The following is a 20,795-nucleotide window of genomic DNA, read 5'->3' as shown; positions in this document are numbered from 1 at the left end:
CTTTACTTTCACTGAACTTTGAGATGGGGGCCTTACTGTCCGTTAATGCTAGATAAGATAGGGTGTTTTTTAATCGGTTTATGGATCTATTTTCAGTTGCGGATTTTCGTTTGAGGCAAGATATTTATGAATATAATCCAAACTTAGATGGTATAGACGATGAAGAAAACAAATAAAAGAAGAACGCCTATTAGTGAGGGTAAACGTTCTTCTTTTGGTTATAGGTCTACACGAGTATTCATTATAGCTGTTCGTAATCTATTCCGAAGCACTTACCTCTGTGTTTCCATCAACATATGAATATACAGGTGTATCGCTAACGCTATATGCTAAATCAGGCTTTGTTATGAAATGATCTGCATGAGTAGCTTGTTGTGTTTCAGAAAAATGATTTAATCCAAAGGAAAAAATTCCGATAACAGATAAACCAACAGTAATAACACCCAATTTTTTCATTATTTTAATGCTCCTCTACTTAATAATTTTTGTTTCGCTTCATAACAGATATTAAAATAATCACTTACTTTTTCATGATTATTCAATTTACGAAACTCGACAGCTAACAACTCACCATATTCTTCAACATAATCCCATAATCCTTGTTTTTCAAAGTAAAATATTCCCTCTTTTACCTCTTTTTCCACTAAATCCATTGAACATCTTTCATTTAACGTTTTCAAAATGTTGAAGTGATACATATATTCTTTGTTTCCTACTGCAGAACAAATATTTAAACCGTCTTCAATTAATTTTTGTGCAATATTTATTTCACCTAATTTATAATGCTCCCTTGCTTGTAGGAAAATGGCTTTGATATGATTAGGAAGTTTCTCTGTTACTTCTGATAAATGACGAATAGCTAAAGTAGATAGATTTTGGGTTGCATACAATAAGCCTAGATTATGTCTAACTACTAAAATTAGCTTATCCTCTTTAGCTTTCTGTAAAATGTCAATTGCACGATTTAAATGTTCTTCGGCTTGTTCAAATTGTTTTAAAAATATACAGGCTGTCCCTATAATATTTTCACAGGATGCAACTTTGACTTCATATCCTTCTTGATTTAAAAATATTGCTTTCGCCTTATTTATATATTCAATAGAAGATAACATTTTGTAAGTATGGTGATACAATACCGCAAAGTGTTGATGAAATTCAGCTTGTTCTATCGGATTAGAAACTTGCTTTAATAATTCTTTAGCTTTCTCAAAGTGTATTTCAGATTCTTTGTAATTTGAAATGAACATTAGATGAATACCTTTAAAGAGATGATAATAATGTGTTAAAAGCAAATCATTCGGAATAGATAAGGACTCTATTTTATCGAAGCTATCGCTTGTAATACTTAAACGATCTGCTAACACTTGATAGCGAAAATCTAATAATGAATAATAAAACAATATGTTTTGATCTTCTTCCATATGATTAATTTTTGATTCAATTTCTTCTTTCAATTCTGTCGCTTTCTCCACTTGCTGCTTCAGCATCGATTGATACCAAGCGTCTAATGAATGCTTAATCTGTTCTTTCGTTACTACATGTGCACTCATAGAATTTCTCCCCTCATTTCTTTCTGTAATTATCTAAATATTAACACTTTTCCACAAATTGTATATAATTTCTTTTCTGCATAAGTTGAGAAATAATTTTCAGATTTTTACCAGTACAATTACGAATTGAGTGAAAGAAAGGGTATTTAAATCTTATATTGAACTTATAAAGATATAAAATTATGGAGGTCATATACGGATGGTACTACAAAGAGTAAGTCTAATAACAATTGGTGCTTTTAACTTACCTGTTCTTCGTGCATTTTATAAAAGTCTAGGGTGGGAAGAGACAGAAATCAGTTCAGATACTTATGCGGCATTTAAAACGGCAGGTGTTATTCTTTCTATATTTCCTATTGAGGAATTAGCAAGAGATGCTGGTGTTTCCATTACTCAAGACGTAAACAGCTTTCGTGGTGTAACGTTTGCTATCAATGTAGATAAGCCTGAACAAGTTGATTCAACAATTGAGGAAATTCGAAATGTAGGCGGAAAAATTTTAAGGGAACCAAGCGATGCTTTTTGGGGAGGAAGAACGGCTTATTTTGCCGATCCAGAAAACAATCTTTGGGAAGTAGCATGGAATTCTGATTCTATCTTTGATGACAGAGGAGCTATGCTTTCTTTCTAGATATTATTTGGATAAACGTAGACTATTAAAGTACCTTACCTACTAGTACTTTCAAACAAGGTAAAAAAGACTGATAAAAAATGACAGTAGGATTTTCTGTAGATGTATTTTTCTATGAGGCAGGACACCCTGACTTTTTACACAGCTTTTTCTCAACAATGTCATACAGGTGGGAGTCCTCTCGAAAGATATGATAGAGGAAACAGCCGTAAACCAATTTGCCCACGAGTTTTTAAAATCTCGTGGGCAAATTGTAGGCAAGCAATGTTAGAAGTTTGCTAAAATCACTTGCCTCATAAGTACTATTTAGTTGTGAAAAGTAGGTTTATAAAACGAACGATTATCAAGGGCAAAGACACGCTCTGTGTATTCACCTGGTTTCGTGCGGCCAAGGGCACGATCCATCATGTTCATCTTCGCATCTAAATTATCGATGTAATGCAGGATTTCTGCTTCTTTTACTAATGGTGGTTTTGGGCTACCCCATTCGGCTTTTCCGTGATGAGATAAGACGATATGTTGAAGAATTAGTACTTCTTCGCCTTCAATTTTCAGTTCATCTGCGGCTTTTCCAATTTCGTTTACCATGATGGAAATGTGACCTAGTAGGTTTCCTTCTAGTGTATATGTTGTTGAAATCGGACCAGATAATTCAATGACTTTACCAAGGTCGTGTAAAATAACGCCTGCATATAGTAAATCTTTATCTAAAGATGGATATAGCGTAGAAATTGCTTTCGCTAAATCAAGCATCGACACAACGTGATACGCAAGTCCTGATACGAACTCGTGATGATTTTTCGTTGCTGCTGGATATTCTAAAAATTCATTTTGATGTTTATTCAATAAGTGTCTTGTCAGACGCTGAATGTTCGAATTTCTCATTTCAAATATGTACTGTGTAATCTTTTCTACCATATCTTCTTTTTTCACTGGAGCTTTTTCTACAAAGTCTGAGATATCTGTTATTTCATTCGCATTTGCAACGCGGATTTGCTTCACACGAAGTTGAATGCGCCCTTTATAGTTTTGAATATCTCCAGCTACTTTTACAATCGTTTCGGCTACATATTGCTTCTCTACTTCTGGTGATACATCCCATAGCTTCGCTTCAATATCCCCGCTTTGGTCTTGTAAGATTACTGTTAAAAATGGCTTCCCATTACTTGCGATACCTTTTGTTGCTGTTTTAATTAGCAAAAAGACATCGACTTGTTCACCAACTTCATATTCTGCAATTTTCTTTTTCATCCTGATTCCTCCACCAACTTAAGTACTTTTAGTATAGCACACTACACCTTATTTTCTTTACGTTCATGTGTTAATTTTATAATCTGTTTTTCTGTAAAGAATGATAATAGATGGGCATGACATGTAAAGAAAATCACTTGTCTATCCTTCGCAATTTCTTTTATTAATTGGATTGTTCGTTCTGTTCTTATTGCATCAAAATGTACAAAGCTATCATCAATAATAAATGGATAATCATGTTCAAACGTCCGGGCTAGTGCAAATCTTAGTGACAAATACAGTTGCTCCGCTGTCGCCTGACTTAGTTCATGACTATAAAAACGCATACCATCACTTCGTTCTACAATAAACGGCTCACTTTCTGATGGCGAAAAAATCTTACTATACTTCTCACCTGTTAAGTATACAAAATACTCCTCGGCCTTTTGTAGAATACGGGGCAGCTGTACTTCATGATAATATTGCTTTGTTTTTGTTAACACCGTTTTAGCAGTCGCGTATGCAGCCCACTTTTTCACTTGCTCACGTACATGCGATTTTTTCATTTCCCATTCATGTAATAAATCACCGTACGTACTACCTTCTTCTAAATTCGCAATCTCCACGCGATGCTCCGCAATACTCTCGGTCAATTTCTTCTCTTCTGAAAGAAAGCCTTGTATACGAAGTACTTCTTGATTTAAGTTTTCTTCATATCCTTTCACTTGGTAGTGTTCCACTAATGATAAGCTTGTTAAACGCTTTTCTAACATATCAATTTGTGGTGATAGCCGCTCTACTTGCTTCTCTGCCTCTTCAAGCTTTTCTGCTCTCTTACCAGCCTCTAAAAACATTTCTTCATTAGCAACTGCTGCCATTTCTAAGAGCGCATCTCGTTCTACTGTAAGTTGTTTTACTTGGTGCTGCAGTACTTCCCGCTCTTCTTTCCAATCAGCAAGCTTTCCTACAAGTTGCTCCTTCTTTTGCCCTTTTTCTTTTTCCTTTTGAATGCGATCACGAATCATATGAAGATGATCACATTCTGTATTTTTCATAACGTTCTCTAGTTTATGTTCAAACTGCGAAATCATTTCATATAATATCTCTTTTCGCTCTGCCATCTTTCCTACTTCGCGATATAACTGTTGCATCTTTTCCACACGTTCAAATGCTGGCAATACATGCGCATATGTATAAAAACTTGGGAACGAATAACGCGCATTATATGTATCGACTTGCTCTCCCACATGAAACGTATCTCGCTCCCATTCTTCATATGCAGAAACCACTCTTTCATAGGTTCTTTCAATTTGTTGTAACTTATAAGACTCCCTCTCAAATAATTTACGTATTTCTTCATCTTTTTCTACTTGATAACGAATAGATAGTGCCTCTTCATTTTGCCTTCCACCTGCACTTTGCTGCAGCGAGAGCAGTTCTTCTTGTAAGCTATCTGAAGAATTATCTTTATACAAAACAAGTGCAAGTACAATTAAGACAAAAAAGATAACACTCGTAAATAACAACGCACGATTATCTAGAAATACACTTGTCAGCAATATCACTGTATTAACAGCTAACAAAAGGAAACAAATCGTCTGCCAACGCTTTTTCTTTTCCCGCGCGGTTTTCATTCTTTCTTCATATTTACGCTTAATGCGCTCCGCACCAGTACCTATCAAGACTGTATCTTGAAACGACTTTTCTTTTTCTACAAGGTTCTGCCGCTCTTCATCCGATAACATCTGCTTCCGAATATGCCCTACGTTTTCTTCCTGTTCTTCTAATTGCTCCTGCGCCACTTTAAAGCGCTCATCAAGCTGCTCTTTCCGATTATCTAACTCTCTCGCCTTTTGCACCGTTTGCGTTATCATTTCTTTTGCGGCAAGGCTTGTATCAAATGACAGCACCTTTTCTTTTTCAAAAGTAGTACCAATTTGCTGCTCGAGCTCTTCTATCTCTTCTTTCATATTCCCGATGCTTACTGTAATATCGCGCATTTCTTGGCGCGCATTTTCATATGACATATGCTGCATACGAAGTTCTTCTACATAACTATCTTTTTGCAACAGTTCTTCTTGTACTTCTATCCCATCCAATTCCGATTGCACCATTTCCATCCGTTTCTGGATTGAATCGAGTTGCACCAAAAGCGGCTCCAGTTTTGCTTTTATCGTTTCATAACGTTCTACACCTCGAACTGGAAACGGATTCTTCTGCTCTTCTAGCGCTTTTTCATACGCTTGTTTTTCAATGACAAGAGGTTGCAGCGTGGCCAACACTTCATAGTCTTGCTTACGTTTCTCTGCCATCTCTTTTTCATCCCGAATGTGAGCAAGGCGCCCTTCACTTTCTTTTAACTGCCCCATGAGCTTTTCATACGTACCAATTTTCCCTTGCCACGCCCCAAGCTTTTCTTGCAGTTTCTTTATTTCTTGAAGCGACACATTAATCTCCGGCTTACGGCCATTCGGCTTAAATCGCTGCTCCATTTCTTTTTCTAACTTTTTATCTAACTGCAAGAGCGCATCACTTCCAACTGCACTCGCCGAGAACAAATAATTTCCGATTTCAGCTTCTCCAACATGATGAATATTTTGGAGACCATGCATATCAAACGAAAAGACAGAATCAAACAGGTTCTCATTCATCCCGCTTAGCAGAGTCTGCAGTACTTCTTCACCAGCTGTTTTTCCATCTTCAAAGTAAACCGTCACTTCTCCAGCAGCCGTTTTCGGAAGACGCTCGATTTTGAGTCTTCCATACTGCTCTGTCATAACGGTCATCGCGCCGCCGTACTTCCCGCCTTCTTTCGGTTCGTAGCGTCTTTGTCCTCTCATTGGAAAACCAAATAAAATACTCTTCATAAACGAACGAATCGTTGATTTCCCCGCTTCATTTTCACCGTACAACACCGTCAGCAATGAAAGATCCATTTCCACATTTTCTAATTTCCCATAGCCATAAATATGGAGTTTCTCAATTCTCATTTTTTATCCCTCTCTTGCCGGAATAATTGCTCTAATATAATATTTTCCGCTTCCTTTTGAATCTCTGCTTTCTCCTCTTCTGAAAAAGACTCAATCACATTACGCGCGACAGGAGATGTCCAAATCGTTCGCAGCACCGCATCCATATTCGTAAAGGATTCTAGTTCTTGCAATACACTACCAACAAAATGATTTTCCTCTTTTAAACGCTCGGTTTCAGCAAATGAAATCGTCTCATTCTTCCACTTCATTACATATACAAAATCTCTACGCTCTTCTCCCGCTGCTAAAATATGAAAAATCTCTTCCACACGTTTTTCATCACGTAAATAAGAAGCTAGAGGGCCTTGGCCAGTAAACACAGCTGTCAGAAGAGTTCCCTCCTCTTCTTTACGCCATTCGTTCAGCGCTTTGGAACAAGCCGTCATAAGGTCATCAACTGTCTGTAGTTCATCGATACTAATCTCCATTTCTCCCCAAACTACATCTGCCGTACTAAAGAAAGAACAATTCGCCTTTCGCTCTGTAATCTCAACAAGATACGCTCCCTTTTCTCCCGTTTCCTTCCGGTGGCGCCCTTGTATATTACCTGGATAAATGATATATGGCTCCTCTGCTAAAATCTCGCGTTTATGTATATGACCAAGTGCCCAATAATCAAACCCTTTCTCCTTCAGCTCACGAATTAGAAACGGCGCATAGCGATTATGCTCCGCATCGCCACCTTCCACACTTCCGTGAAGCATCCCAATATGAAAAGGCGCATCGCTCATTTTTTCATACTGCGCTGTCATATTATCCGTGACAGCTTGTTGTAAATAACTAAACCCATAAATAGATGCAAGCAGTTCACCATCTTTATAAAACGGCTTCGCTTCTACATATGGCTCTGTAAACACATGAACATTCTCAGGAAACTCAATTGCCGCCCAGCTTCCTCCTAAATGATCATGGTTACCATGAATGATATAAACAGGAATGTCATACTGCGAAAGGCGCTTCATTTGCTCTCTCACAAACACTTGCGCTCTAAGACTTCTCGTTTCCGCATCATATAAATCTCCCGCAATCAGCATGAAATCAACGCGCTCTTGAATTGCTTTATCGATAATACGTTCAAATGACTGAAACGTACTTTGCTTCATTCTCTCCCAAACAGATGACGACACATTCATTTCCATTCCTTTAAACGGACTATCCAAATGTAAATCTGCCGCATGTATAAACTTTACTTCTTTCACAATGTAACGTCCTTTCTCCGTGATACTCAGTCTTATTTTAGCACGATATATCACAGATTTCTTTTGTATAATTGTTCGTTTTACAGTTAAATAGATTTAATATTCTGACTGTTTATTCTAGAGGGGATTTTCATGGTTATATACACGAACCATTTTCGAAAAAGATGGTTCAAAGTACTAGCTAGATCATTTGAGGCTATGATTAAAACGAAAGTAAATTCAAAAGGTAAAACAAACAAGCTGGTTTCCACCAGGTCACCTTCACTAATTTTATGTAAAGATGACCTGATAATGAGAGGATTTAGTCGGCTGGGGGAGTTACTTTCCAAGGATTTTCTTTGCAAGTGTTTGGTGGGAAATCGACTGGTAAATCATCTGGTGCATTCCCATAACTACAACCGCAATCGCTTTTAGAAGATTGCACTTTATCAGGTGCTATATTATCTTTTGTATATGAACGGTATCTTGCTTTTTTATGCAGAAAGTGTTTCTCTTTTATTTTAATCACCTCTTCTTTTTTGTTTTAATTTAATCTTTTTACTAACAATCAGGAAGATCACTAATTGAATTATACGCATCATTAATTTGTTTTTGGGTTAATTGAGTGGATACATTGTTTATTAATGGAATGTGCATAATATTATTAACATGTTCTTGGTCAAAAAAATGGTCTAGACCAAAAACATGTCCTAGTTCATGTGCAAGGATTAGTGGGCTATTAGAAAGTACATTATCTCTAGGGTTTGCAATAAGAATACTCGGACTATAAATGTTAGGACTCCAAATAGGGGCACATCCTTGTACTATGGTACCGTTATCAAGTGTTATTGGCCCATTTATATAGAATACAGCAATATCTACTTCATTTGGTTCTGGCCATGGTCCTGTACCATAAGGTCTGCTATCTAAATCCGCTTGGAAGTTTTCAGGGAGGCCTTCAAACACAGTAAATTCACAAGGAAAAGTTTGATCAGGAAGAACTACTGGACCATCTACTGGTACTCTTACGATTCTACTGCTGTCTGCAGGATCTCGAAAACGATATCTTATATCAATACCAGCCCCTGCTTTCCAAATCCGATTTACCCAGCGTACATGTTCTCTAAACTGAGCATCTGTTATAGTTGACCCAGGTGCAATATAAAAGTCGATTACAACACAAGGCATTTCATCATCTCCATATATAGAATAGGTTGTACAAATGGTGTACTACTATTAATAGATGCAGCTTGTCCATTTTAGGTAACGGCACTTGTGTATATTCGTACATTATCAGTAAATAATTGATTTAAAAATTTTGGGTAGGCTCCTATCTCTAAAAATCAATTTATATAACGGATATATCATATAAAAATACATGAGAAAATTACATTTTACTAAGGAGAAAAAGAGATTTTACTGTTTTGCTAGTGGGGAATTTATGTATCATTATGATGTTGTTCACCCAACTGAACGGTTTACGATTTACGCTTGACCCCTGCACATTGTATGGGGATTTTTTCATAAAGAAAAGGCACTCAATGAGTGCCTTCCTTCAATTCTTTAGTTCACCAATTGTTTTTCTGTAGGGTTTCAACATGATTAATGAAAAAATATAGAGCAGATCTATAATAAAATAATAGCACTATGTTACCTGATGTTTTCATGCAATTTTACATATGGGGTGTTTTTTACCCATCCCCCTCCTTTCTCCTCAAAAATAAAGTAAATACAAAAGCGTCCTTACTTATTACCAATCATGTCACATATTTCTTTGCATATTCTATCGTTTTATGACAAAATAGTTATAAGATTCTGATTTTAATCTTTGGAGGGAATTTTCATGGGAGTATACATTCTAACAGTCTTTGAAAAAGATGGTTCCAAAATGCTAGACGAATCATTCGAGGCGACAACAGAAGCAGAAGCGAAATCAAAAGGGGCATCCATTTTACAAGAAAAAGGATTGCATGAAAAAACACATCGCTGCACATCTTCAGCAGGAAAACTCGTTTTATTCCAACGCTAAAAAAAGAAGCGTCATCCGCTTCTTTTTCATTCTATTTCTTCATCACACCACGTAAATACCACATCTAGAATCCGATTACCAATACGCACGCGTCTATTCCACTTTCCAGTTTGAATTTGGCGCTGCAGTTCATCTTTCATCTTTTCTGTCCAGTCGTGAATGGTCCCATTCCCGTCGTACGGATATATGCTCAGAAACTCTTCCTGCAGAAGACTCAGGCTTTCCGCATCCAAATGAAAATGGAAATAGTAGTTCGCCGTAAGCGATGGTTCCTGCAATTTTAAAAACGGATCGTCAATTTGCTTTCTATTTCGGTAGAAAGTAAATATATTCACCTTTCCGCTCGTAATTTGGTCAATTTGAATTTCGTGCTTCTCTATAATCACGTCGCGCCCACCTCGTTATATACTACCTTTAGTATATATGTCTTTTGCATCAAAGTTAACCATTTTCACACGAAATTCATTTCCTTCATTTACATCCTGAACCTCCAAAATCAGAATAAATTACAAAAACAAATTTGAAGGGGAGCGATTACATGTATTTCGGTAGCAAAGGTTGGTACGTAAAAGAACTAAAAAAATTAGGTATCCGTACTTATGAAGGTAAAAAACTAGAATCTTATCGTACGCATGTTTTGGCAAGTTTGCTTGAAAAAGCAAAGAGACAATCTGCTTAATACAAGAAAAGAAGCAATGTTTTTTGACGTTGCTTCTTTTCTTCCAGTCAATTACATAACAAATAGAACTTTTCTAATTGATTAGCTATCGTTTCATACGAATACTTAAAACTTATACCTTATACGAAGAGAGGAACTATGCAATCTCCAATCATTTTGTATGAATCACACTATTCTACTCTCAGGGCCCTTTTCTTATCATGCCGTTTTTATTTCAACAAGGAAATCATAATTTTCTCTAACTCAGTCTCATTTAAAACATCATCAATGATTACAACTTGATAAGCACTGTCCTTTCCTTTTGCAGGAACAATCATTTTCATCCCCTTTACATTGCTTCTTCTGTTGTTTAGCCAGCACATCTGCACGTACATTTAATAAGGATAAAAACGATAAACGGATATAAAAAAATGGCTTCGATACAATATCGAAACCATCTTTTAAACATCTCTTTATAAAATTATCCATTTTACAGAGATAGTTTATTCATTTATCTAATATGTATTTTATATACGTACAGCCGTACCACTTACAGCAACCATTAACATTCCGTCACGAACAACCTCATAGTCTACATCAACGCCAACAATTGCATTTGCTCCTTTTTGCTTCGCAAGTTGTTTCATTTCTTCTATCGCAATATCACGAGCTTCTTTTAATTTACTTTCATATGCGCCAGCGCGGCCACCGACAACATCACGAACAGAAGCAAATAAATCACGTACAATATTTGCGCCCATAATCGCTTCACCATTTACAATATCCACATACTCAATAATTTCTTTACCTTGAATTCCAGAAGTTGTTGTTACAATCATTACTGACACTCTCCTATAATTTATAAAAATGTATTTGCGTTTCTTATACCTGTATTATTACATGGAAAAAACAAATAAACTATTTAATAACCTTACAAAAAGGTGACACTTTTGTAAGAATTATAAGCAAAAAGAACAGCGTCACTTTCGCGGACTCTGTTCTTTTTATTTTTCCTATTAAACGCTCTCTCTACTTTTCCTAATTTCAATTATGTATAAACTATATAGGAGCACTCCTAGCCCTAGAATTTTTTCATTCTTAGACGCATTAGGACCTAGTGTAATAGTAGGTACGTTTAACCCCATAAACCTTTCACTCCATTCTATAGGCATATACCCTTGCTTACCGATTGCTAATGTACGTCCATCTGTTGTACGGAGAGTTGTTTGAATAAAATCAACCTCAACTTTTACATCAGATAACTTCGTTTCTTTATCCGTCATCAAAGAGCCACGTATCGAGCCAAAACTTTGTATCATTTTCTCTTTAAACATACCGAGCTGGTTATAATTCGAATCATAGATTACCCAATCATATCCGTCAGCTCCAGTATGAAAATATGCAAGAATTTCCCCGCCACTCGTCTCTAATCCATAAACATCTTTATTTCTCAAAAAAGGTATCACTGAAAAAAGAATGTTAGATGAAATGATCTTTGTTCCAGCAACATATCCCCCATCTGGATGATATAGGCCAAATTGTTTATTCTGTTTAGGCAATTCTAATACGACAAACGTATCGACATCCCAAAACGTTACATTGCTTTTCACCGTATTCTTTTCTATCAAGTTTCCTTTTCGTAATTGCCAAAATCCAATTCCGAAAAAAACAGAAGAAACAAGAACAATAAAGATAATCTGTCCCCAATTCACAAATCCCCAAGTCCCGTATACACACCATAGCGCAAACAGAAAAATACCTGTTCCAATAAGAAGTTTAAACTTCCCTTTCCGCTTATAATAATCAAATAGTTCCATTTCTACATCCCTACCCCTTATTTGTATTTCTTAACTATTAATCTATCAAAAATAGATGAGATTCCCTAGAAAAAATGGATCCGATTTAATATCGAATCCATTTTTAAATATATAATTTTAAGCGCTCTCATTAAAACCGTACATTCATCTGGTTTATTAAAAGGTAGGTTCTTTCTATGTTTGGATTTAAGTCATTACATAAGTGGTGTTAAAGCCGTGCATAGGACGAAAAAAGGGCAACTCATTTTATCGGATAAGCCTGTCCAGAACCACAAAACCCCAAGACAGAGAAAAGGAATTTTCACTGTCTTGGGATTTTATCATTTTAAAGAAGCTTTGGGAAGCTCTGTTTAATCAATTTTCTCTACCACATCTAGGCGAATTATTTTCAAATCGTCTGTTTTAATTGCAAATGTTGAAGTAAGTGATGCTTTAACTTTTGCAATGTGTAAATAGATTTGTTATTTATTATTCACGTACGTATCAAACCATAAATGGATATATCCAGCTGTAATACGCTGCGCTTCGATTAAACGTTTTCCTGTTACCGGTGTTACTTCCGCACGCCATTTATCAGCAGAGTCTTGTGATACAGCAGCTTTTAGGAACCAATTTTTCGTATTACTATTAACAATTGATGGGAAATCAGCTTTTGCAGCAGTAGCTGAAGCATGAACCCACTCTTCTGGATTTACACTTTTCCAATTCCAATAACCATTTCCATCTGTTACCCTATAATTGTCTTTCACCGTATCAACGAAATTTTCATATTTTGAGTGAAAGCCAAATGGATGTGAAATATTAGTAAAGTTTGCTGCATGCATAGGTTGGTTGACATCCCCTAAATAATGAAGTGATAATCCTAAATAGAAGAATGCATTTTTCAGATCTTTATTTTGATAAGCTTCACCAGCTAATTTGAAATATTTTGCTCCTGTTTGCTTTGCTTGTTTAGCAAATGGAATATACGTTTTTCCTGAATCAGGATCATAGAAGTGTGAAGCAAATGTAGAATTATCATAGTATGGGTTTTCATAATCCGCAGAGTAAATACCTTTCTCTAGATCCGTACGCCATTCATTTAATAGAGCTGTCTCATTTTGCTTCACAACAGTCGTATTTTGGGACATAATATCAATGGCTCTGTTTACAATCCATAAATGAGAACTTACACCTTCATTATGTATAGATTCTGCTGACCACTTTAGAGCAATTGGTGGATCTTGGTGGCAATTTTCATGTGCAAACGCCACACTTTGGATAGGAGCTGTTAAAGCAATTACAGAAGCTAAAGCTAAAATTTTTCTTTTCATAAATATTCCTCCATTTGATGTATAGTTAGATAGGTTTAATAGATGCTTTATGTTAAAGGTACCAATTCATAGCCAGCATAGTCTTCAGGCGCAGATCTTCCCCACAATTTATCTTGATTTGCAAATGGTTGCTCTGAAGTCTCTAGCTGGAAGGTTGTTATAACTCCATAACTAGATTGCTGTGAATCTGCATTATACCAGTCGGTAGGTCTACCAAGTTTATCTCTAAGATAATCCGTTTTACCTGTAACTAAATCTATTTCCTTCGAATTTTTTTTCTTAACCGTTAAAGTGCTTCTTGATTGGTCACTAAAATAGATCCAGCTTCGATTGCCTGCATTTACATATTTTTTGGTTCCTCCTGCATCAGCATTTGGTCCCCCAATCCACATTGACATGGTAATTGGAGTATTATTTCTTATATATCCATCACTCTCTACTCCAGACGGCACTTCAAAATTGATAGGTGTACCATAATACTCATTACCTTTTGTATCCTTATGCTTTTCAGCAGCACCGTAATAAGACGAGTTTTTATATTGAATTACATAATGCCAACCCGCAAACTTCTCATAAGTTATTCCAAGTCTATTCTGACCTACAGGTGCTACTCGTTTTTCAAAAGGAATACCTGTCACCCACAAGTATTTGTCTACTAGTATGTAATCTTTATTTGTGGTAATTGGATCACCATAAATATCTAGTATACGATCGTCCTCAGCTGCATAAGCAGAATTTGTTGGAAAAACAGTAATAATCAAACTAAATATGAATGCTAAGAATGTAACCATTGGTAGTTTTCTTTTCATAAACATGCCTTAATCCTTTCTTATTTTCAATAATGGTTTTACTATCTGCGCGCATCATCTACCAGTAGATAAGCCTCAGACTATCTAACAAGTCTTTCATTTCTCTTTCATAAATGTTACAAAATCCTTTCAAAGGTCTAACCTCTTTACTGATAAAACTAACACGTAAGAAAGGAAACCTGCATGTTCATTAGCTTCATAGATCAGTTATTCAATAATGTATATATGAATATGCAATTTTGCATATGTAAATGTATTGATATCAATACAGGCGCTTACGGTAATAAAAGCATAAAAAACGTTACCCTTTCTAATCTAGCCTGTTTAGGAAGGATAACGTTTTTTGTATTTGAGGGCATTACAATCTCTTAAGTTGCGAAGCATGTATGATGCCTTTTTAGTGGTTTATAACATTATTTTTTTATTAGATCGAAAATGTAATATATCATCATTAAATGATTTGAGCCTTTTGTCAATTCATTGAACCGATAGAATCACTACAATCAGGTTCTTTGTAATCATATAGATCAACAATATCATATCTGTGTGGACCTAACAGATTAATAGTTGCTATCTTCATATGCTAGGAGGGAATTAAACTGAACCTAATTTTTTACTTAGATGTAAGAGCCACTAAAACATCTACTGGATAGTCAACTGAGTTTTTCACTTTATATTCTGTCGGACTTGTAAGACCCTTAAATTGATCACCAAATTGACCAAAAATATTATCCCAAATACCATTTTGTTCAGACATCCATTTTTGTAATTTTTCTCCTGGAGTAACTGAATATGTTGCTACCTGTTGATATAATGCAGTTCTATATTGATCATATGCATAATCAGTCTTTGGATTAAAGTCAAATGTTTTTGTAACTGTACTTTCTGAATTTAAAGTAACACCATAACCAAAACTTGCAGTTAATGATTGATTTACTTTTGCAACCCCTTCAAGACCTACTTCCATCCCAATTGTATAAGATAACCCTACAGTTACATTATGCGAAATACCACTTGTAACCGCTTTGCTCCAATGATAACCTGAATTTTTATCTACTACATTTGAATCAATCAATTTCCAATTTACTTCTTTCTTCAATTTCGTATCTTCTAAAATTGGATCATTTTTAGGAATTGCTATTGTATATAATACTTCTCCTTTGTTACCTGTTTTTTCATATTCTTCTCCAACTTTAAGCCAAGTACCATCAGCTTTTAAAACCTTATGTTTAGAATTAGCATCCATTTTTAATCCATAAACTCTTGCTCCATTACTCTTAGCAACAACATCTACATATACATAATCAATTAACTTTCCATCTTCTGTAGACACATGCCATTCATTAGGAAATTCTTCATAAGGACCTGTAGGAATGTAAGGAAGTTGCGTACCATTTTTAGCAACCTGAGCTGCTGTCATAGGTGCTTTTGGTCCTTGTGAATCTACTACAATCGGAAGATTTCCTACATTCGTTGAAGTATCAGTAGCTGCCGAAGAAAATCCTGGTGCTACAAGTAAAGCTGTACTCAATACAAATGCTGCAGGAATCATTTTTTTCATACGTTTCATACTATCTCTCCTCTTTTTTTATTATTTCTACAAGACTACCAAAAAATGAAATTGTACAATTTGCTGCTTATACTTTTTACTGAAGAATAAAATAACTTTTGCTACGTTTAGTTTAGTTTAAATATCTTTCATTACACTTTCATAGATGTTACAAAAGTCTTTCGGTAATGCTATATTACTTTTAATAATATTCATTATTCGCTGGAGCTGTTTGACTTGCAGGAGCCTAGATAGATCAACTCATTGCTCCTACAGCTAGCCCTGCCGTGACTTTTTTTAATATTGATTTTATCCTATCTCTCCTCTTCTTCTATAATTTCTACAAGATTACGAAAGATGAAATTATACTGTACATTGCTTATACTTTTACTGCAGAATAAAATAATGTTGGCTATGTAGAAACTTAGAATGCTATTTTTTACAAATATGATACTTTTGTGATTCTGGATTACTTCCAAACCAAACTAACTGATCATTCGGATAATTAACTCGACATAATGTTACCTGCAATTTTACCGCATTTTTATTGGTGTAGCCTTCTCCTTTCTTAGTGGTCATACCAATTACACCTTTATTAAAACATTAGATTTTTATTGCGTAAATAGTAGAATTTTGTCGATTATATTCATTAATTTAGTTATTACGTATTAATACGAGTAAAAATATTATACTTCTAAAATGACTGTTTTATTTTATTTTAGTAATTATAATAGTTAGAACTTAATATAACTGATAAAAAAATAACAATTTTAATCCATAAATAAAATTCAATACAATTTAAATGTTATTCATATAATTTAATCACACTCTGTATATAGGTTCCCTTTATTTGGATATGTAAAATTACATCAAAATATAGGTTTAAATAAGGGGTGTTCTTATAAATAACTAGCTGTAAAGAAAGAAAAATTTTTGTTTAGGGTCTACTTCAATCTCTTAAATTGATGTAAATCCATCTACAATCCTATTACTCTAACTGGTGCAATTCTGATGATGTCATAAAAAAACAAAAGAGGATGTAAATAATAATTTACATCCTCTTTTGTAACTCTAATTTTCATTAGAACACTGCATTCTATTATCTTCTTCCAAACAGATTCTATGAATTCAAATAAACCTTTTGCCTCAACAGAACGTTTTCCCCAATCATGCCAAAAATATAGCACTTGTCCTACTACTCCAGATTCTGATGGATCTGTATCAATGCAAAGATAATCCCCAGCACCATTTTCTGCAATTGGAATCCACTTAGAATTCCAAAGAACAGGTTTAAGTTCATTTTCAATATGCGCCTCTAAATCATCTGAATCGAATTCATCCTGTAGAAATGTCCAGTTGTCTATAATTTGAGAAGTTGGGGAAAGGACCAAATTTCTTACAAAAGATTCAACCCCAGGTTCCCAAATTTGTCCGTTATATATCTCGTAAAAACTTTTCATTTCTTTAGGAAGTGTAATACCCAGTGTAGATTCAATTAACTGAAAATCTTCATCACTTGCACCCGGTTGGAGGTTTAATGTTTTTTGAAAGTTCACTTCAAGGCTTGAACCTCTACTAATTATACGTTTCCATAGTAATTCAGCTGAATTTATCATGTCTTTTCCCCTCCGATTATATCTCAAAAAATTCAATTTAAAACACACACAATTACTATTAATCTAAGGTTTTGAATTATCCCCATAACGAAAATTTAATTAATTGGTATATACTTCTTGAATCCCTTACTTATAGTGCCATCATAGCCATTTTTAGAAAAGAATTTATGTGCTTCTATTCTATTTGTACTACTTAATAAGATAATTCTTGTGGATCCCCTTGCAATTGATAGCTGTTCTACATGTTGGAGATAAAAAACTTTGAATCTCTTGAGCAAATAGTTGTAATTCGTCAGACACAGAAACAGACATGAAAAACGCCATCCTTTCCTATGATTCTATAGAAAGAATAGCGCATTTTTTCATTTGAGGGGAGAACTTTGTTTTATTAGTTTAATAGCGATTGAGTAGCACCAAAGCGTTTAAGAAAAAACTGTACAACAGTTATTTGTTAGGTATTCTATATTTCAGTTAAAAAGAATTTTTAAAAATCAGTACGTTTATAAATTCTCACCGTTAAGAAGTAAGATCCGATAAATATAAGCATGGTAAAGATTGAAGCAAGTGTAATTAGTTGATTAATAGTAAATTGTGTAGTAACGCTATATGCAAGGTCAGTAATATTTACATATGCCTCAATTGGTCTCCATAAAACAACACATACAGGGAAAATAATGCTGACAGCAGCCATCAAATATTTATTGGTGAAGCGATAGAAAAATGGTAAGTAGATAGACGTAAACAACATGACAGTAAGAACACTAACCACAATGGTCTGTGGATTTTCAATTTCAACTCCATAAGTCGGGGATGCAACTTGAATTACTGCTTGTATCAATAATGAGAATAGAACTACTAGAATCGTAAACAACACTGCACCAATATATTTTGACATAATAATTTTATTTCTACTATAAGGCAGGCTATTAATAAACTTGTGACTATTATTCTTTTCGTCGTAATAATGTAGATTTATCATATAAGAACCAGCCACCAAAACGACTATGAACCAAAAATCCCCAAACGTCCCTATAAAAAAGCATATACCAAGTAGGTAGAGTAAGATCAATAATTTTTGCAATCGAAAATCCTTTAATATTAAATTATACATATTGAACATTCCCCTTTTTTGTATAGTACATAATATCTTCTAATGTCGCTTCTTCAATTAATACATCATTCCCTAATTGTGTACGTGAACGGCTGGCGTTACTTGTGAGTGCTTCAAATCCCACGTTCGTTTCACGAATCCCGATTAATTGTTCTCTGATTTTAGGCGTAAGCAAGGATTTATCCCCTTTTACAGTTGCATATTCTTCAGAAATACTATGTATATCTTTTTCAAACACAATCTCACCATTATGAATAAATACAATATAATCAGCAATACGATCTAAATCAGTGGTAATATGTGTGGAGAAAAAAATTGTTTTATCTTGATCAACCATTAAATCATAAAGGATGTCTAAAAGTTCTCTTCGGAATACAGGATCGAGTCCAGATGTCGGTTCATCCATAAGTATAAATTCGGCATGGTGTGAAAGTGCAAACGCTAGGGAAGTCTTCATTTTCATCCCTGTAGACATCTCTTTCATTTTTATGTTAGTCGGTAACTCAAAGCGCTGTAAGTAGGATTGGAACTGATTCTCATCCCATTTTTTATACGCTGGAGCAATGAATTTTTTCAGTTGATGAATTGTCATATCTTCATAATAGATATTGTCATCGTATACGAATCCTATACGCTCTTTAATAGAAACTTGGTCCTTTTGATGATTTTTACCAAAAACTGTGATATCCCCGCTATCCTTGCTAATAAGATCCATAATAAGTTTAATTGTCGTACTTTTCCCAGCACCATTTGCGCCAATAAATCCCGTTACAAACCCATTTTTGATGTTGAACGATGCATTTTTTAAAGAAAATCCCTTATATGTTTTTGAAACATTTTTCACTTCTACAATGTTCTCCATATTTATTCCTCCTCATAAATACGATTAATAATTTGTATTAACTCATCCCTTAATAAATGATTAGCCTTACTCTCTCGAACGATTGTACTGAACTTTTCACGTATTGGATCACTTAGTTCATCCGCTCGTTGTTTCTTTGTTTGTTTTGCAATAAACGAGCCTTTCCCTACTATAGAGTAGATGTAACCCGCTTTTTCAAGTTCTTCGTACGCTCTTTTTGAAGTAATAACACTTACCTTCAAGTCCCTTGCTAATGAACGCATAGAAGGTAACGAATCATCTACTTTCAATGTTTCATTTGATATTTGTAATATAATCTGATCAATGATTTGTTGATAAATAGGTGACTTAGACTTATTAGATAGTAAGATTTTCATGATTCAACTCCTTGCCTCTTAAATGCTTATGAACACATTATATACAATGTGTACAATATATACAATATATACATTTGGAACGATGTTAATTTTTCATATAGGATACCGTCATATTGATATAAAGGCGTTATCCTTTCCTATGATTTCTCAGAAAGAATAACGCCTTTTTCATTTTAGGGGGTATTTTGTCTTGTTAGCTTGATAGCGATGTGGCGATACCCCATTAATTAGATATAGTATGTGAAATTTTAAAAGAAGACACTCAATTCGAGTGTCTTTTCTTTTTGTAGATATTATTATTGAAGATTTACTCGAACTTCTTCTTCTGATAAGGAAATTGGTTTGAAGATTAATTGAAGCTTAGGATCTCCTTGTTTTGATTCGAAAGCAATAGTTCCAGTTATTTTCCCATTTGGTGCAAGTTTTCCAAAATTCAATTGAGTATCTTGGTTAATCATAGTTAACGTTGGATCTACAATATTTCCTTCACTGTTTTGTAAACTGAAATCGTGAGCATTATAATGTATTTCTTCTTTGCCGCCGTTTTCTATAGTTACATTAGCGATTAAAAATTCATGACCCTCTTTAGGTTTATCGAATTCTCCACCTGGAGACTTTTCAACATTTGTAACAGTTAATTTGTGATTTCCAAGTTTAATTGTTTCGCCAACTTTAAATTTTTTTTTCTCTTCTTTCTTTTCAGTTGTTTGTTCTGTTTTTGTATCATTTGATACTTTCTTGGCAGTTTCTTCTGTATCACTACATCCCGCTAGACTTATAGCAAGCGCTCCAGTTATAACGAGTGTACCCATCTTCTTATACATTTGGTTTCCTCCAATTATGTAAAATGTATGATTCCTGAACTATCATAACAAATATGGTTACAACTTTTTTGTCAGATTATGTCGAACATAAATAAAAAAAGAGAGCATAAGCTCTCAGATGGAAAATGTTTCTTCTACAAGGGGTCTCCATACATGCCCATCAACTTAAGAATACTAAGGGCTGGAATCTTATTGGTTCCTTAAAATGT

20 protein-coding genes and 4 pseudogenes are annotated in these 20,795 nt (G+C 34.7%); 5 read left to right on the top strand and 19 right to left on the bottom strand.

Annotated features, from left to right (window positions below; all coding sequences use genetic code 11):
- Positions 1 to 59 precede the first annotated feature (59 nt).
- Positions 60 to 176 (top strand): annotated as a pseudogene (locus QRY57_RS06880) (SMI1/KNR4 family protein); the annotation flags it as partial.
- 82 nt (positions 177 to 258) lie between these two features.
- Here QRY57_RS06880 and QRY57_RS06875 read toward each other — a convergent pair.
- A complete protein-coding gene (locus QRY57_RS06875; protein ID WP_286017030.1) occupies positions 259 to 456 on the bottom strand; it encodes a Phr family secreted Rap phosphatase inhibitor in 198 nt (65 codons plus the stop codon).
- Positions 456 to 1,550 (bottom strand): Rap family tetratricopeptide repeat protein, encoded by a 1,095-nt coding sequence (locus QRY57_RS06870; RefSeq protein WP_286017029.1) that lies wholly within the window; start codon positions 1,548 to 1,550, stop codon positions 456 to 458. The genes QRY57_RS06875 and QRY57_RS06870 overlap by 1 nt, the downstream gene beginning before the upstream one ends.
- 199 nt (positions 1,551 to 1,749) lie before the next feature.
- Here QRY57_RS06870 and QRY57_RS06865 point away from each other — a divergent pair, with 199 nt between their 5' ends.
- On the top strand, positions 1,750 to 2,181 hold the full coding sequence (locus tag QRY57_RS06865) for a VOC family protein (RefSeq protein ID WP_286017028.1): 432 nt from the start codon (positions 1,750 to 1,752) through the stop codon (positions 2,179 to 2,181).
- A gap of 80 nt (positions 2,182 to 2,261) precedes the next feature.
- Positions 2,262 to 2,360: pseudogene (locus QRY57_RS27290) on the top strand (Imm70 family immunity protein); the annotation flags it as partial.
- A gap of 127 nt (positions 2,361 to 2,487) precedes the next feature.
- On the opposite strand, the gene yhaM reads toward QRY57_RS27290, so the two are convergent.
- The 4 genes from yhaM to QRY57_RS06845 form a co-directional block, all read right to left on the bottom strand.
- Positions 2,488 to 3,432: a 3'-5' exoribonuclease YhaM gene (gene yhaM / locus QRY57_RS06860; RefSeq protein WP_026590593.1), complete on the bottom strand. Its 945-nt coding sequence runs from the start codon at positions 3,430 to 3,432 to the stop codon at positions 2,488 to 2,490.
- 41 nt (positions 3,433 to 3,473) lie between these two features.
- On the bottom strand, positions 3,474 to 6,401 hold the full coding sequence (locus tag QRY57_RS06855) for an ATP-binding protein (protein ID WP_286017027.1): 2,928 nt from the start codon (positions 6,399 to 6,401) through the stop codon (positions 3,474 to 3,476).
- Positions 6,398 to 7,642 carry a metallophosphoesterase family protein gene (locus QRY57_RS06850; protein WP_286017026.1) on the bottom strand — a complete coding sequence of 415 codons (1,245 nt, stop codon included), beginning with the start codon at positions 7,640 to 7,642 and terminating at the stop codon, positions 6,398 to 6,400. Before QRY57_RS06850 ends, QRY57_RS06855 begins: the two co-directional genes overlap by 4 nt.
- A 540-nt stretch (positions 7,643 to 8,182) precedes the next feature.
- Complete coding sequence (locus QRY57_RS06845) at positions 8,183 to 8,809, bottom strand: zinc metalloprotease (protein ID WP_286017025.1); 627 nt, start codon at positions 8,807 to 8,809, stop codon at positions 8,183 to 8,185.
- Between the two features lie 655 nt (positions 8,810 to 9,464).
- On the opposite strand from QRY57_RS06845, the gene QRY57_RS06840 reads away from it, so the two are divergent.
- Positions 9,465 to 9,650 carry a YhzD family protein gene (locus QRY57_RS06840; RefSeq protein ID WP_026590603.1) on the top strand — a complete coding sequence of 62 codons (186 nt, stop codon included), beginning with the start codon at positions 9,465 to 9,467 and terminating at the stop codon, positions 9,648 to 9,650.
- 26 nt (positions 9,651 to 9,676) lie between these two features.
- On the opposite strand, the gene QRY57_RS06835 is transcribed toward QRY57_RS06840, so the two are convergent.
- Complete coding sequence (locus QRY57_RS06835; protein ID WP_286017024.1) at positions 9,677 to 10,036, bottom strand: hypothetical protein; 360 nt, start codon at positions 10,034 to 10,036, stop codon at positions 9,677 to 9,679.
- A 152-nt stretch (positions 10,037 to 10,188) separates the two neighbouring features.
- Here QRY57_RS06835 and QRY57_RS06830 point away from each other — a divergent pair, with 152 nt between their 5' ends.
- Positions 10,189 to 10,329 carry a YflJ family protein gene (locus QRY57_RS06830; RefSeq protein ID WP_286017023.1) on the top strand — a complete coding sequence of 47 codons (141 nt, stop codon included), beginning with the start codon at positions 10,189 to 10,191 and terminating at the stop codon, positions 10,327 to 10,329.
- A gap of 506 nt (positions 10,330 to 10,835) precedes the next feature.
- Here QRY57_RS06830 and QRY57_RS06825 read toward each other — a convergent pair.
- From QRY57_RS06825 to QRY57_RS06770, 12 genes and pseudogenes are all read right to left on the bottom strand, one after another.
- Positions 10,836 to 11,147 (bottom strand): heavy metal-binding domain-containing protein, encoded by a 312-nt coding sequence (locus QRY57_RS06825; protein WP_026590607.1) that lies wholly within the window; start codon positions 11,145 to 11,147, stop codon positions 10,836 to 10,838.
- 177 nt (positions 11,148 to 11,324) lie between these two features.
- Positions 11,325 to 12,125 (bottom strand): ABC transporter ATP-binding protein, encoded by an 801-nt coding sequence (locus tag QRY57_RS06820; RefSeq protein WP_286017022.1) that lies wholly within the window; start codon positions 12,123 to 12,125, stop codon positions 11,325 to 11,327.
- A 461-nt stretch (positions 12,126 to 12,586) separates the two neighbouring features.
- On the bottom strand, positions 12,587 to 13,438 hold the full coding sequence (locus tag QRY57_RS06815; RefSeq protein WP_286017021.1) for a phospholipase C: 852 nt from the start codon (positions 13,436 to 13,438) through the stop codon (positions 12,587 to 12,589).
- 47 nt (positions 13,439 to 13,485) lie between these two features.
- Positions 13,486 to 14,253 carry a hypothetical protein gene (locus QRY57_RS06810; protein ID WP_286017020.1) on the bottom strand — a complete coding sequence of 256 codons (768 nt, stop codon included), beginning with the start codon at positions 14,251 to 14,253 and terminating at the stop codon, positions 13,486 to 13,488.
- Between the two features lie 607 nt (positions 14,254 to 14,860).
- Entirely contained in the window at positions 14,861 to 15,817 is a 957-nt protein-coding gene (locus tag QRY57_RS06805; RefSeq protein WP_286017019.1) for a hypothetical protein, read from the bottom strand.
- A 411-nt stretch (positions 15,818 to 16,228) separates the two neighbouring features.
- The gene (locus QRY57_RS06800) at positions 16,229 to 16,375 is read right to left on the bottom strand and encodes a hypothetical protein (RefSeq protein ID WP_286017018.1); all 147 of its coding nucleotides are present in this window, start codon (positions 16,373 to 16,375) and stop codon (positions 16,229 to 16,231) included.
- A 492-nt stretch (positions 16,376 to 16,867) separates the two neighbouring features.
- Positions 16,868 to 17,412, bottom strand: a pseudogene (locus QRY57_RS06795) (SMI1/KNR4 family protein).
- Positions 17,413 to 17,507: 95 nt separating this feature from the next.
- Positions 17,508 to 17,663 (bottom strand): annotated as a pseudogene (locus tag QRY57_RS06790) (GNAT family N-acetyltransferase); the annotation flags it as partial.
- 233 nt (positions 17,664 to 17,896) lie between these two features.
- Entirely contained in the window at positions 17,897 to 18,523 is a 627-nt protein-coding gene (locus tag QRY57_RS06785; RefSeq protein ID WP_286017016.1) for an ABC-2 transporter permease, read from the bottom strand.
- Positions 18,516 to 19,385 (bottom strand): ABC transporter ATP-binding protein, encoded by an 870-nt coding sequence (locus tag QRY57_RS06780; protein WP_286017015.1) that lies wholly within the window; start codon positions 19,383 to 19,385, stop codon positions 18,516 to 18,518. Before QRY57_RS06780 ends, QRY57_RS06785 begins: the two co-directional genes overlap by 8 nt.
- A gap of 2 nt (positions 19,386 to 19,387) precedes the next feature.
- A complete protein-coding gene (locus QRY57_RS06775) occupies positions 19,388 to 19,762 on the bottom strand; it encodes a GntR family transcriptional regulator (protein ID WP_286017014.1) in 375 nt (124 codons plus the stop codon).
- Positions 19,763 to 20,058: 296 nt separating this feature from the next.
- Entirely contained in the window at positions 20,059 to 20,586 is a 528-nt protein-coding gene (locus QRY57_RS06770; RefSeq protein ID WP_286017013.1) for a DUF4352 domain-containing protein, read from the bottom strand.
- Between the last annotated feature and the right edge of the window lie 209 nt (positions 20,587 to 20,795).

The sequence above is a fragment of the Bacillus arachidis genome, assembly GCF_030285945.1.
In the GTDB taxonomy this organism is placed as follows: domain Bacteria; phylum Bacillota; class Bacilli; order Bacillales; family Bacillaceae_G; genus Bacillus_A; species Bacillus_A arachidis.
Note: the sequence above shows the minus strand (reverse complement) of the source record. Positions and strands in the feature narration are given on the sequence as shown.